Origin of the sequence: Rhodospirillum centenum SW, assembly GCF_000016185.1 — a bacterium.
GTDB lineage: Bacteria > Pseudomonadota > Alphaproteobacteria > Azospirillales > Azospirillaceae > Rhodocista > Rhodocista centena.
This window is the reverse complement of the sequence record NC_011420.2, coordinates 2463627-2476540: the sequence shown is the minus strand read 5'-3', so window position 1 is coordinate 2476540 and position 12914 is coordinate 2463627. Positions and strand designations below refer to the sequence as shown.

The following is a 12914-nucleotide window of genomic DNA, read 5'->3' as shown; positions in this document are numbered from 1 at the left end:
GACCGGCGCCGCCTCTGTCCGCCCGATGGCCCGATACCCCCATTGCGGTGGCCGGTGCCGGGGCAATTCTGTCGCACCTGCCTACAGGGGCATGTTATGGGCAGGGTCCCGCGACCGGCCTCCGGCCGGTGGGACAACGACAGGGCATCATGGCAGGACGCAAGCGGCCCGGTTCTGCGGCAGGCCAGACGTCCCGGGAGCGGCCGGCGCCCGTGCTGCTCCTCGCCGCCGACCGGACCGAGACCCGCACCGTCGCCGCCCTGCTGGAGCGGGCGGGTCAGGGTCCCGTGGCGGTCTGCGCCGATCTTGCCGATGTGCTGGACCGGATCGACACGGCCGAAGCGGCGGTGCTGGCGCAGGAGGCGCTGGCCGGACCGGCACTGGCGCGGCTGGCCGCCTGGACCGCCGGCCAGCCGGTCTGGTCGGAGTTTCCCGTCGTGCTGCTGGCCGGCCCGGGCGGTCCGCCCGCCCCGCCCGCGGCCGTCGCCGCCGCGCTGCGGCTGGAACGGCCGGTGCGCGACGCCGATCTGTGCGCCGCCGTCGCCTTCGCCCGACGCTCCCGCCGCCGGCAGTGGCGCGCCCGCGACGGCCTGACCGAGCGTGAGGCCATCGCCGCCGACCTGCGCCGGGCGCGGGACCGGCTGGAGGTCGTGCTGCGTGGCGCCGGCCTGGGGTCCTGGCACTGGAATGTCGAGACCGGGGCGGTCGCGTTCGACGACCGCTGGATCGGGATGCTCGGCTATGCGCGGGAGGAGATCGAGCCGCATGTCCGCGCCTGGGAGACGCTGACCCATCCGGAGGAACGCACCCGCATCTCCGCCGTGCTGACCGACCATCTGGAGGGCCGCACGCCCCTCTATGTCTGCGAGCACCGGCTGCGTCACCGGGACGGGCACTGGATCTGGGTGCTGGATACCGGCAGCGTGGTCGAGCGTGCCGCGGACGGCCGCCCCCTGATCGCCACCGGCACCCATCTGGAGATCACCGCGCGCAAACAGGCCGAGCAGGATCTGCGGGACAGCGAGGCCCGGCTGCGCGCCATCATCGAGCAGATGCCCGTGGGCGTCGCAGTCGCGGCGGCGCCGTCAGGCGAGCTTCTGTTCCACAACGCCCGTGCCGTGGCGCTGCTGGGCCATCCCCTGCTGTCGTCGGCCGACATCGGTGGCTATGCCCGCTACGGCGCGCTGGAGGCGGACGGATCGCCCCGGCCGCCGGAGCGCTATCCCATCGCCCGCGCCGCGCGCGACGGCGAGCGGGTGGAGCGCGAGCCGATGCCCTACCGCCGCGGCGACGGCCGCCTGACCCATTTCGAGGTCAGCGCCGCCCCCATCCGCGATGCCCAGGGCCGCGTCGTCCTGGCCGTCAGCACCTTCGAGGACGTGGCCGAGCGGCTGCGGGCGGAGGAGAGCCAGCGCCTGCTGGCCTCGGAGCTGAGCCATCGGGTCAAGAACACGCTTGCCGTGGTGCAGGTGCTGGCCGCCCAGACCCTGCACCGCGCCACGACCCTGGCGGAGTTCGGTGACGCCTTCCACGGCCGTCTGGAGGCGCTGGCCCGTGCCCACGGGCTGGTGCTGCGGGCGCACTGGAACGGGGTGGACCTGCGCGCGCTGGCGGAGGAGGAACTGGCCCCGCACGAGGGGCGCGTCAGCATCGAGGGGCCGGCCGTCACCCTGCCGCCGAAGCAGGCCGTGGCCATGGGGCTGGTGCTCTATGAACTGGCCAGCAACGCCGCCCGCCACGGTGCCCTGTCGGCGCCTGCGGGGCGTCTGCACCTGGCCTGGCGGCGGGAGCCGGCGGACGGCGGCATCCGGCTGACCTGGCGGGAGCGGGGCGGGCGGCGGCCCCCGCGCGACCGGGCGGAAGGCTTCGGCACCCGCCTGATCCGCCGGGCCGCCGACCTGGAACTGGGCGGCCGCGCCGAGCTGTACCCGGAGGAGGACGGGCTGTGCTGGGAACTACGCTTCCCCGCCCCGGTTGGGCCGGGAGAGGATCATAGACCGAGCGTGATGCCTTGACCGCCGCCGACCCGACCTGCCTGCGCAACAAACGCATCCTCGTCGTCGAGGACGAGATGCTGATCGCCCTCGCCTATGAGGACATGCTGACCGGCCTCGGCTGTGTGCCGATCGGCCCGGCGCCGTCGGTGGAGCGGGCGCTGCTGCTGCTGGACGACCATGTGCCGGATGCGGCGATCCTGGACGGCAATCTGAACGGCCAGCTTTCAACGCCCGTGGCGCAGCGCCTGTGCGACGGCAACATTCCCTTCCTGCTGGTCACCGGCTACGAGACGATGGCGACGGCCGATCCCGTGCTGCGCCACGCCCGCCGGGTGTCCAAGCCGGTCAATCCGCGGCGGCTGCTGGCGGAGATGGTGCAGGCCTTCTGTGCCTGCTGAGCCTGTTGCGCCGGGTCCGGTCCGGCCGGGTCAGTCCTCGCCGACCAGCCCCATGAAGACGGTTCGGGTCAGTCCCGGCCGCAGCTTGACCCAGACCGCCAGCCAGCGGGCCGTGCCCTCGGTATCCACCAGCGGGTGCGCCAGCCGCTCATAGGCCACGGTCATCCCGCCATGCTGGAAGCTGACCAGATGCGCCGTCAGGTCCGGCGTGCGCAGCGCCTGCATCAGGGCGTCGCGGTTGTGCTCCGGCGGCAGGCCGCTGGGCAGGTCCAGCACGTCCAGCCCGGTGATGTCGCGCCCGTAGCTGGTGCAGAGGGCGGTGCCCGCCAGCCGCACCCGAAGGTTTTCCGGAGGGGCCCAGTCCAGGATGGCCACGTTGGGCAGCAGGTCCACCGGCAGGTTCTCCGCCCGGAAGGCGGCCTTGCGCAGCAGCCCCTCGTTCCTCAGGGCGAGGCAGGCCTGCGCGAATCGCGTCGCCTCGGGCGACATGGCGGAACTGTCAAGGTGATCGGTGGGCACGGATGAATGCCTGTGGCAACGGGAAAGCGACGCACTTTAGCCAATGCGGCCCACCCAGGACCAGGACAAGTATTCGCCCGAGCGCCTCTCTTCCGCATAGATTACTATGTCCTATACCAATGGACCGGGGCGCGGCCGGAACAGGGGCATCGCCGCAATCCCTTTCTTGCATTTAAGAAAAATCTAATAAATAAGCGATTCCGACCTGTCCGCCCGTCCCGCGTCGTCAGCGCGGCCGCCGACGGCCGTCGTGTCCGCGGCGACGGCCGGAACGGGGTGGGGCGCGTCCAGCAGATAGTCGCCCGGCACGGCCCGGCGGGTGCGGCGCCAGTACTCCACCGTGAAGCCCGGCCACAACGTGGTGTTGCGTCCCCGGGCATCCAGATACCAGCTCCGGCAGCCGGACATCCAGACGGTGCGGCGCATCCGTTCCTGCACGGCCTCGTTGAAGCGGCGCTGCACCTCGGCCCGCGGCTCCACCGTGCGGGCGCCGCTGTCGCGCACCCGGCACAGCAGGTCCATGACCAGATTGAGCTGCGCTTCGATCATGAAGACGATGGAATTGTGCCCCAGCCCGGTGTTGGGGCCGGTCATCAGGAACAGGTTGGGATAGCCGGCCACGGTGGTGCCCAGATGCGCCTCCGCCCCGTCGCGCCAGCGCTCGTTCAGGTCCACCCCGTCCGGCCCGACCACCCGCAGCGGTGCCAGATAGTCGGTGGCGCGGAATCCGGTGCCGTAGACGATGCAGTCCACCGCGCGCTCCACCCCGTCGGCGGTGACGATGCCGGTCGAGGTGATCTCCCGGACCGGGTCGGTGACCAGTTCCACAGTGGGGCGGGTCAGGGCCGGGTAGTAGTCGTCGGAGATCAGCACCCGCTTGCAGCCGATATGGAAGTCGGGCGTCACCTTGCGGCGCAGCTCCGGATCGGGGATCTGGGCCGCGATGTGGTCCTTTGCCTTCTGTTCCGACCGGCGCAGCAGGCCGGGATAGAGGGTGAAGCCGACAGCCAGCGATTCCTGCCACCAGTAGATCGACGCCCGGCGCAGCCACGCCGCCCCCGGCACATGGCGGTAGACCGCCCGCTCCCAGGGGCCGATGGGCCGGTCCGGCCGCGGCATGATCCAGGGCGGGGTGCGCTGGAACAGGTGCAGGCGCGCGACCTGCGGGGCGATCCGCGGCACGAACTGGATGGCGCTGGCGCCGGTGCCGATCACCGCCACCCGCTTGCCGGTCAGGTCGTAGCCGTGGTCCCACTGCTGCGAATGGAAGGCCCGGCCCTGGAAACTCCCGCGGCCGGGGATGTCCGGCAGGGCCGGCCGCGACAGCCCGCCCAGGCCCAGGATCAGGAACCGCGCCGCGACACGGCGCCCGTCGGCGCAGCGCACCCGCCACAGGGCCGCCGCGGCGTCATAGGCGCACGCCGTCACCGCGGCGTGGAAGCGGATGTGCGGCAGCAGCCCGAAACGCCGCGCCACGTCCCGCATGTAGTCCTGGATCTCCGCCTGCGGCGGGTACATCCGGGTCCAGTCGGCCTTGGGCGCGAAGCTGAAGGAATAGAGGTGGCTGGGGATGTCGCAGGCGCAGCCGGGATAGGTGTTGTCCCGCCAGGTGCCGCCCACGTCGCCCGCCGCTTCCAGCAGGACGACGGGCCCGATGCCGGCCTGCTTCAGCCGGATGGCCGCCCCCATGCCGGCGAAGCCGGTGCCGACGATGCAGACCTCCGCCGCTTCCTCGCCACCGTCGCCCGGCTGCACCCCGTCTGCCGGCAGCACGCCGCCCTCCGGCACCTCGATCCGTGCGTCCATGCCCGTCCTCCTCCCTGTGCGGCCGCGCCGGCACATCGGCGGGGCGGCCGTGCCGGCGTTGAGCCGTCGGCCTTTAGAGCAGTTACTCTATGGCAGGGGCGTGGTGCGGGGAAGTCCCGGCGGCCCCCTCTCCGGCCCCCTGTCCGGCCTTCGGACGGGCCGGGCAGGTCCGCCCGGCCGGGGACCCGCCCGGAATCGTGCCGGCCGGCGCCTTGCCTGCGCTCCGGGAGTGTTTCATTCTGCAAGCCGCAACGCCGGACGCGCGACCGGGCAACGGGGGAGGCGACCATGGGCAGGGAGGAGCCAGGCAGCGAGTGGCCGGGCAAGGGATGGCCGGGCAAGGCATGGCCGGGGCATGAGGAGCCGGGCAGGTCCGGGACGGGGCGCGACCGGATCCCAGGGGCGAAGTCGCCCTGGCCCGTGCAGATGGCAGCCAGCGTTCTGGCGCCGATCGTGCTGGCCCCGGCCGCATTGCTGGTGGTGTGGGCGGAGGGGGGGCTCGACGGGATCGGCCGCGCGGTCCTGCCCGTCCTGGCCGCGCTGTCGCTGGCAGTCGCGGCGGGCACGGGGGTGCTGCTGGCGGGGCTGGTGCGCGGGCGTCTCTGGGCCTGGCTGGGGGTGATCGTGACGCTGGCCGTCGGCGCCGGGGCCGTCGGGGCTGTCGCCATCTCCTGGATGGTCCAGCACGGCCCGGGGGCCGCGGCGATGCTGCTCCTGCCGCTGCTGCTGCTGGCGGTCGCGCTGCGCCTGGGGGGCGCCGATCTGCGCGCCCATGTCGGTCTGGCCGGCCCGTCGGCGCCACGCCCGCAGGGGCGGACGCTGCGCATCGTCAAGGGCGACGCGACGGGCGACCGGGCAGCCTGAACGGCGGGGCAGCCTGACCGGCGGGGCAGCCTTGACCGGCCGGCCGGGTCGGCATCAGCCCAGAGTCCCGTCAGCCCTGAGCCGGGTCAGTCCAGATAGGCGTCCACCTCGGCGGCTGCGCGGTCCAGCGGCCAGTCCAGCCGGTCCATGATCCGCTCCACCGCGTCCTCCGGCGCCAGTCGTCCCTGGCCCAGCCGTTCCAGAATCTCGTTCAGCACCGACTCCTCGCGCGGGGTCGGCGCGGGGTAACCCTTCAGGATCTCAAGCGCCTTGCTCACCTGATTACACCTTTACCCTGCCAAGGACCGTCTATCCTGCTTAAGCGCGTGTGCGGGACCGCGCACGCCATGGTAACCAGCGATCGCCCGCCCGTCAGCACCCGCGTTCCTGCGGGAAGAGATTGTCCGCAGCCCCGTCTCCACCGCAAGCGGTTTCCCGCCCGTTGCGGTCCGCTCCCGGAGGCCCCGAGGTTCCCCGATGCCCGCCAGCACCGTCGAAACGGTCCTGACCCTGCACGCCGCGCTGGCGCGCAAGGACATGGATACGATCCGCGCCCTGGTCCACCCCGGAATCCAGGTCTACCAGTCCAGCCTGCTGCCCTGGGGCGGGCATTACCGGGGACTGGCGGAGTTCCTGGAGTACACCTTGAAGCTGGGCCGCTCGGTGGAGGCCGTGATGGAGACGGAGCGCCTGATCGACGCCGGCGAGCGCGTCGTCGCCGTGGGCACGGTGCGCGGCCGGGTGCTGGGCGGCGGCCCGTCCTTCGCGCTGGCGGCCGTGCAGGTCTGGAGCTTCCGCGACGGCCGCGTGGCGGCGCTGGAAACCCACCTGGACACGCCGGCGATGCTGCGGGCGCTGGGCTCGGGCTGAGGGGGGCTTGGGCTGAAGGGGGGCTCGGGCGGAAGGCGCTGCGGTGCCCTGGGCCGGGCGGCACCGCGGGGACGGGAAGGGGCCCCCGCCGGCGCGGGAGCCGGCGGGAGCGGCGGCCTTCAGCCGTTGACCGCGTCCTTCAGGGCCTTGCCGGCCGTGAACTTGGGCTGCTTGGAGGCGGCGATCTGGATGGTCGCGCCGGTCTGCGGGTTGCGGCCCTCGCGGGCGGCGCGCTCGGAGACGGAGAAGGTGCCGAAACCGGTCAGCCGGACATCCTCGCCCTTGGCGAGCGCCTGCTGGATGGCGTCGAAGATGGCATCCACGGTCTTCGCCGCGGCCGCCTTGCTGGCCCCGGTCGCCTGGGCCACGGCCTCGGCGAGATCAGCCTTCTGCATGGTGTGTGCTCCCTTGTTGGTTCGGCCGCGTCGCGGCTGTCGCTGCTTATGGGGAGGCGGCAACGCCGCTGTCCACGGACCTTTCCGGGCGGACGCCACGGAATCCGCGCTTTTCCGGGGCTCTGTTGCCGCCCCGCCGCAGTCCGGAGCGGTTTTCGCCCTCCGGACGGGGCAGCGGGCCGGACGGCGCACCCCGGGCGGACGGGCACGGGCGGGGTGCGGTCGGGCGCACGGACCCTGCGCATCCGGGGCAGCCCCGCACCGCGGGCCGGATTCGGGAGGCGCGGCGCCCGCCGCGTCACCAGCACCCGGACCGGTCCCTGGCCCCGGATCACCGGCTGGCCCTGACCGCCCGCAGCACCGTCTTCAGCGAAACGGTGTCCAGGCCCGGCGGCACCCGCACCACCGCGTCGCCGATCGCGATCACCGGCGGGGCGCCCGGCCGGTGGCCACCCGGTCGTGGGCCTCTTCAAGGGCGAGAACTGACCACGAGGGGTTCCCCACGCATCCCCGATTTCCGGGTCCCGGGCGGCCATCCGTCGGTGGTCCGCAAGGGTTACATATATCTGCAACACAATTACGATACAGTGGCGTATCGTAATCGGCGTTGAAGCCATCATCTATTAACGGTGCGATATCGTATCGATAATAAATGATGGGGAGGAAAGTCACATCATGAGAAAGGTCAGTCTGCTCACGGCCATGCTGCTGGGCACAAGTTCGCTCGCCCATGCCCAGACGGCGACGCCCGCCGGCGCAGCAGAACCCGTGGCGGAAATTCAGGAGATCATCGTCACGGCCCAGAAGCGCGCGCAGCGCATCTCCGACGTGCCCATGTCGATCAGTGCCTATGACAGCGAGCTGCTGTCCCAGATCGGCGCCACGGAACTGAACCGCGTGGCCCAGATCACGCCCGGCCTGGTCATCCAGTTGCAGGACCGTCTGCTGCCCGGCATCTCCCTGCGCGGCATCACCTCCGACGACACGTCCCCGGCCAGCGAGCCGCGCGTGGCCCTGTTCCAGGATGGCATCCCCATCACCCAGATCGCCTCGGCCTATGCCGAGATGTTCGACGTCGATCGGGTGGAAGTGGAAAAGGGCCCGCAATCCACGCTGCACGGCCGTTCAGCGCTGAATGGCGGGGTGTCGGTGTTCCAGAAGCTGCCGACCCCCGAGTTGGGGGCCGAATTCAAGACCGGCATCGGCACTTACGGCTATCGCCAGGTGCAGGGCGTGGTCAATGTGCCGCTGTCGGATTATTTCGGTGTCCGCGCCGGCGCCCTGGTCCACAAACAGAATGGCTATGTGAAGGATGCGGAAAGCGACAACAGCTATAACAAGATCGACGCCCGCGCCTATCGCCTGACCGCCAGCTACAATCCGGAAGGCGATTTCTCCTTCGATTTCGCCGGCACCTATGACAAGGACGACACCGACAGCGGTGGCGCCTTCAAATCGGGCCTGTTCCTGCCGCTGAACCAACAGACGGGCGCCGTCGAGGGTGACCTGAATTTCTGGTCCCCGACCCATATCGGCACCTTCGGACAGATGCCGGCCGCCTATACCGACCGCGAGGTGCTGGGCCTCAGCGGCACGGCCCGCCTGGAGATCAACGACAATCTGTCGCTCACCTCCGTCAGCGGCTATCGCTGGTACAGCGCCTGCCAGGCCGGTGACATTGACGGTACGCCCACCAACATCATCGCCTATGAACAGTGCAATGGCGGCCGGCAGTATTCCGAAGAAGTCCGGCTGAACATCAGCGATGTCGGCCCGTTCGAAGGCTTCATCGGCGCCGGCTATTTCAAGGCCGAGAACGACCTGTCGGTCGATCTGGGGTCGGACGAGCGGGCCATGGCCCTGCTGCTGACCGGCAACCTGCAACGCTATGCGCCCAAGGGCCTGACCAACAATCAGATCATCAGCGCGCTGGGTTCCAAGGCCGCCAATTACAAGGCCTTCCACCTGGACCGCAAGGTGCAGACGGCGGATATCCAAACCTATGACGTCTTCGCCGACGGCACCTGGCACATCACCGAACAGCTGGAAACCTTCGTCGGTGGGCGCGTGACCTGGGACGAAAAGGACGTCTCGCTGCTGGCCAACACGCCGCTGGGCGTATCAAAGCTGACGGGCAAGGGCTTGCTGATCACCTCCACCCCCGGCGGCGTCGCCGTGACGGGTGACCATTCCTCCACCCTGGTGACGGGGCGCGTGGGCGTGCGCTATGCCCTCACGCCGTCGGTCAATCTCTATGCCGTGCATGGCGTTGGCAAGCGGCCGGATGTGGTGGAACTCACCTCTTCGGGCCGCACCGACCTGGTGCCGGAAGAAAAGCTGTCCTCCAGCGAGGCCGGCGTGAAGTACCGCCTGTTCAACGGCCGCCTGCAAGGCGACGCGTCCGTCTATCACTACACCTATTCGAACTTCCAGACGAAGCAGCGCGTCGATGGCGTGCTGACCTCGGTCAATGCCGGCGACGCCAGCGCTACCGGCTTTGAGACCCAGGTGAGCTGGCAGATCATTCCCGATCTGTCCGTTCTGGGCACCTATGCCTATAACCATGCGCGCTTCGACAATGGCGCCTATGAGGGCAACCAGTTCCGCAACAGCCCGGACCACAAGTTCGCCATCGGCCTGAACGCCACGGCGGACGTGCCCTTCGGCACCGTGGCCTTCGCGCCCTTCTATAGCTGGCAGTCGCGGGTGTTCTTCTCCGACGACAATGACCGCACCGACCTGCAGGTGCGCACGCCCGCCGCCTATTCCGACACCAAGGTGGACGAGGTGCAGAAGGCCTATGGCCTGCTGAACGCCAAGCTCTCCTTCGCGCCGGAAAGCGGCCCCTGGTCCATCGACCTGGTGGGCGAGAACCTGCTGGACCGCAAGTTCATTGTCGATGCCGGCAATACGGGTGACTCGTTCGGCATGCCGACCTTCGTGTCCGGCACGCGCCGCACGGTCCGCGTCGATCTGAACGTCAAGTTCTGACGGCAACCGGGGGTGGCGCGACCGATCGCGCCGCCCCCGGAGATCCGGAAACAGGAGAGATGCCATCATGAAAATCAATCGACGCGGCGCCCTGGGCCTGGCCGGTGCCGCCACCCTGTCGGCTACCATCGGCACGGCTGCCGGTGCAGCCGAGTCCTCGGCCGTCAGCTTCCGTCACGGCGTGGCGTCGGGCGACCCGCGCCAGGACCGCGTGATCCTGTGGACGCGCGTAACGCCCGACCAGGCCGATGCCGGCGCCGTGGATGTGGATTGGGAAATCGCGGAGGAACCCGACTTCAAGGGTTCCGTCCGCCGGGGCACGGCGCGCACCAGTGCCGCCCGTGACTTCACGGTCAAGGTGGATGTCACCGGCCTGCGCCCGCTGACCCGCTATCATTACCGCTTCCGCTGCGGCGGGCAGACGTCGCCCGTCGGCCAGACCCAGACCCTGCCGGAAGGCAAGGTGAAGGACATGGTCATCGCCGTGGCCTCATGCGCGCTGTATTCCACCGGCTTCTTCAACGCCTACAAGGAGATGGCGAAGCTGGAGCGGGTCGACCTGATGCTGCATCTGGGCGACTATATCTATGAATATGGCGGTGCGCCGGACCAGCTGGGCATGTCGATCGGGCAGAAGATCGGCCGCGTGCCCACGCCGCTGAACGAAGCCGTGACCCTGGCTGATTACCGGGAGCGGCATTCCTGCTACCGACTGGACCCGGACCTGCAGGCGGCCCATGCCCGCGCGCCCTGGATCTGCATCTGGGACGACCATGAGACGGCGAACGATTGCTGGACCGGCGGTGCCCAGAACCACCAGCCCGAAGAAGGCGACTGGATCGAACGGCGCGCGGCCTCCATCCGCGCCTATTATGAATGGATTCCCATCCGGGAGCCCGAACAGGGCCGTGGGTTCGAGGAGATCAACCGCACGTTCGAGCTGGGCGACCTGGCGACGCTGGTCATGCTGGAGAACCGGCATATCGGCCGCAGCCGGCAGATCAGCCTGCGCGACCCGCAGGACGCGCATTGGCTGGTGGTGGACAAGACCGACCCGGCCAGGCCCGTGCCGGTGACCGATGCCGCCATCGTCAAGGACGTGCTGACAGCCGCCCGCACCGGCAAGCCCATCCCTGCCCCCTATGGCATCAAGCTGGATACCGAGGCGCTGAAGAAGCGGATCGAGGATCCGTCGCGCAGCGTGCTGGGCGATGCCCAGGAAAAATGGCTGCGTGCCCAGCTTGAAACCTCCGTCCGTGCCGGCAAGCCCTGGCAGATTCTGGGCAATCAGGTGGTCATGGCCCGCACCACCGGCGTCGATGTCGTCGCGGCCATGGGCAAGGACGGCTGGGAAAAGGCGCTGGCGCAGATGACGCCTTATCTGCGTCCCTGGGTCCGCCAACTGGCCGATCTGCCCCGTGACATCCCGTTCGAATTCGACGGTTGGGATGCCTATCCGGCCGCCCGCGCCCGCATGGATGCCATTCTGGTGGAGTCCGGCGCCCGGCCGCTGATCCTGTCCGGTGACAGCCACGCCTTCTGGATGAACGCGTTGAACGGGGCCGGCCGCCGCCGCATCGCCGCGGAGATCGGCACGACGGCCATCACCAGCAGCAGCCTGGGCAACATGCTGGGCAATGTCGAACTGGGGCCGGCCTTCGCCGACGCCTGCGAGGAGGTGCTGTTCAACCAGCATCTGACCAAGGGTTTCGCCCTGGTGACCCTGTCGGCAGAGGAAGCGAAGGTCGACCTGATCGGCGTCACCACGGTGTTGAGCCGGGATTACAAGCGGTTCACCCTGAAAAGCTACCGCATCCTTCCCGGTGAGGGCGGCGGCATCAAATCGATCGACGAGGTGTAACCCCACAAAGACACGCGGTTCATGGCCGCGTTCCCCCCTGTCGACCGGGGTGAGGCAAAGCCGAACCCCGACCGACAGGGGGGAATAAAAGATTCCGCAGGCGCGGTCAGTGCTTGCTGATCAGGGCGATGGCCTGGTCGACCAGATCTTCCATCTGTGCCTGGGACAGGCTGACCCGGCGGATGGCAATATGGTGAATGAAGCTGCCCATCAGTGTGTGCAGCACGAATTCCACCCTGGCATCGTCGGCATCCGGCGCCAGACGGCGCAGTTGTGAGACATAGTACGGGGCGACATTGGCCAGATGCTTGTCGAAGACGCGGGCCAGTTCCGGCTTGCTGCGCGCGGCGGAGGCGACATTCAGGATCGCCGCCCCGCGATGCCCCGACAGATAGTCCACACCGACCTGCACCAACATGATCAGCACATCGCGCGGCGACATATCGTCCCGGATGACGGGTTCCACCGCGCGCAGCGTCTTTTCCAGCACCGTCGTGACCAGTTCCTCTTTCGTCGGGAACCGACGGTAGAGCGTGGTCCGGCTGCACCCGACCTCCTGGGCGATCGCCTCGAATGTCAGGGCGTCATAGCCATGGCGGGCAATGAGCGTCCATGTCGCATCCCGGATGAGACGATCCTTCTCCGGATCGCGGGGACGCCCCCGGCTCCGGACCTTCTCGGTCTTCGGCCCTGGTTGTACGAAATCCTGCATTTCCCGCGAACAAGTTTTCTTGCAACGGAGAGAACCAGCCTTCATCGAAGGCGCTTCACACTAGCACCTTCATGGTCGAATTAAGAGCGCCTAACAGAACCATACCCCGGCCTGATGCCAGTCGTGCAACCGGCGCCAACAGGTCATGCCGGACCCGCACCCCATCTCCACCGGCAGCAGTTCCCAGGGAATGCCGCTGCGCAGGACGAACAGGATGCCGGTCAACGCCGCCCGGTTGTCCAGCCGAGGCCGCCCGCCCTTCGGCTTGAGCGATTCCGGCGGAAGCAACGGCTCAATCAGGCCCCGTTACGGCTCAGGATCAAGGAGATCGCCGTCGTGCGCCAGCGCTACGGGTATCGCCGCATCCACATACTGCTGCAGCGGGAGGGCTGGGCGATCAAGGCACCTGTACGAACCGGCTGTGATCCCCCGTGTGAGGGAGGGGAGCCATGCGGACGAGGTAGGGGCCAAAAGCCTAGGCGGAGCGGCCTAGGTCGCACC

General features: G+C 69.2%; 11 protein-coding genes and 2 pseudogenes. 7 read left to right on the top strand and 6 right to left on the bottom strand.

Going from position 1 to position 12914, the window contains the following annotated elements; genetic code table 11:
• Positions 1-212 precede the first annotated feature (212 nt).
• Positions 213-2015 (top strand): sensor histidine kinase, encoded by a 1803-nt coding sequence (locus tag RC1_RS11520; RefSeq protein WP_012567568.1) that lies wholly within the window; start codon positions 213-215, stop codon positions 2013-2015.
• The gene (locus RC1_RS11515; RefSeq protein ID WP_012567567.1) at positions 2012-2395 is read left to right on the top strand and encodes a response regulator; all 384 of its coding nucleotides are present in this window, start codon (positions 2012-2014) and stop codon (positions 2393-2395) included. Before RC1_RS11520 ends, RC1_RS11515 begins: the two co-directional genes overlap by 4 nt.
• 30 nt (positions 2396-2425) lie before the next feature.
• Here the strand turns inward: RC1_RS11515 and RC1_RS11510 are convergent, their stop codons facing one another.
• Positions 2426-2914 carry a PAS domain-containing protein gene (locus RC1_RS11510; protein WP_148213437.1) on the bottom strand — a complete coding sequence of 163 codons (489 nt, stop codon included), beginning with the start codon at positions 2912-2914 and terminating at the stop codon, positions 2426-2428.
• A gap of 183 nt (positions 2915-3097) precedes the next feature.
• Positions 3098-4720 carry a flavin-containing monooxygenase gene (locus tag RC1_RS11505; protein WP_012567565.1) on the bottom strand — a complete coding sequence of 541 codons (1623 nt, stop codon included), beginning with the start codon at positions 4718-4720 and terminating at the stop codon, positions 3098-3100.
• A gap of 426 nt (positions 4721-5146) precedes the next feature.
• Here RC1_RS11505 and RC1_RS11495 point away from each other — a divergent pair, with 426 nt between their 5' ends.
• Positions 5147-5584, top strand: coding sequence for a hypothetical protein (locus RC1_RS11495; RefSeq protein ID WP_041785326.1), 438 nt, complete (start codon positions 5147-5149; stop codon positions 5582-5584).
• Positions 5585-5670: 86 nt separating this feature from the next.
• On the opposite strand, the gene RC1_RS11490 is transcribed toward RC1_RS11495, so the two are convergent.
• Positions 5671-5862, bottom strand: coding sequence for a hypothetical protein (locus RC1_RS11490; RefSeq protein WP_012567563.1), 192 nt, complete (start codon positions 5860-5862; stop codon positions 5671-5673).
• A 199-nt stretch (positions 5863-6061) separates the two neighbouring features.
• On the opposite strand from RC1_RS11490, the gene RC1_RS11485 reads away from it, so the two are divergent.
• Positions 6062-6454 carry a nuclear transport factor 2 family protein gene (locus RC1_RS11485; RefSeq protein WP_012567562.1) on the top strand — a complete coding sequence of 131 codons (393 nt, stop codon included), beginning with the start codon at positions 6062-6064 and terminating at the stop codon, positions 6452-6454.
• A 119-nt stretch (positions 6455-6573) separates the two neighbouring features.
• Here the strand turns inward: RC1_RS11485 and RC1_RS11480 are convergent, their stop codons facing one another.
• Positions 6574-6849: an HU family DNA-binding protein gene (locus RC1_RS11480; protein WP_012567561.1), complete on the bottom strand. Its 276-nt coding sequence runs from the start codon at positions 6847-6849 to the stop codon at positions 6574-6576.
• 675 nt (positions 6850-7524) lie between these two features.
• Between RC1_RS11480 and RC1_RS11475 the strand changes: the two genes are divergently transcribed.
• Together RC1_RS11475 and RC1_RS11470 are read left to right on the top strand one after the other, a co-directional pair.
• A complete protein-coding gene (locus RC1_RS11475; RefSeq protein WP_012567560.1) occupies positions 7525-9840 on the top strand; it encodes a TonB-dependent receptor in 2316 nt (771 codons plus the stop codon).
• Between the two features lie 67 nt (positions 9841-9907).
• Positions 9908-11701: an alkaline phosphatase D family protein gene (locus RC1_RS11470; RefSeq protein ID WP_012567559.1), complete on the top strand. Its 1794-nt coding sequence runs from the start codon at positions 9908-9910 to the stop codon at positions 11699-11701.
• Between the two features lie 106 nt (positions 11702-11807).
• On the opposite strand, the gene RC1_RS11465 is transcribed toward RC1_RS11470, so the two are convergent.
• Together RC1_RS11465 and RC1_RS11460 are read right to left on the bottom strand one after the other, a co-directional pair.
• A complete protein-coding gene (locus RC1_RS11465; protein ID WP_012567558.1) occupies positions 11808-12413 on the bottom strand; it encodes a TetR/AcrR family transcriptional regulator in 606 nt (201 codons plus the stop codon).
• Between the two features lie 99 nt (positions 12414-12512).
• Positions 12513-12713 (bottom strand): annotated as a pseudogene (locus RC1_RS11460) (transposase); the annotation flags it as partial.
• Here RC1_RS11460 and RC1_RS22640 point away from each other — a divergent pair.
• A pseudogene (locus RC1_RS22640) lies at positions 12702-12812 on the top strand (IS3 family transposase); the annotation flags it as partial. The pseudogenes RC1_RS11460 and RC1_RS22640 overlap by 12 nt on opposite strands.
• Between the last annotated feature and the right edge of the window lie 102 nt (positions 12813-12914).

What these genes read in the sequence shown, in the direction of transcription:
- RC1_RS11485 (WP_012567562.1), top strand. Translation starts at nt 6,062, where the DNA reads ATGCCCGCCAGCACCGTCGAAACGGTCCTGACCCTGCACGCCGCGCTG.
- RC1_RS11505 (WP_012567565.1), bottom strand. Translation starts at nt 4,720, where the DNA reads ATGGACGCACGGATCGAGGTGCCGGAGGGCGGCGTGCTGCCGGCAGAC.
- RC1_RS11495 (WP_041785326.1), top strand. Translation starts at nt 5,147, where the DNA reads ATGGCAGCCAGCGTTCTGGCGCCGATCGTGCTGGCCCCGGCCGCATTG.
- RC1_RS11475 (WP_012567560.1), top strand. Translation starts at nt 7,525, where the DNA reads ATGAGAAAGGTCAGTCTGCTCACGGCCATGCTGCTGGGCACAAGTTCG.
- RC1_RS11470 (WP_012567559.1), top strand. Translation starts at nt 9,908, where the DNA reads ATGAAAATCAATCGACGCGGCGCCCTGGGCCTGGCCGGTGCCGCCACC.
- RC1_RS11465 (WP_012567558.1), bottom strand. Translation starts at nt 12,413, where the DNA reads ATGCAGGATTTCGTACAACCAGGGCCGAAGACCGAGAAGGTCCGGAGC.
- RC1_RS11480 (WP_012567561.1), bottom strand. Translation starts at nt 6,849, where the DNA reads ATGCAGAAGGCTGATCTCGCCGAGGCCGTGGCCCAGGCGACCGGGGCC.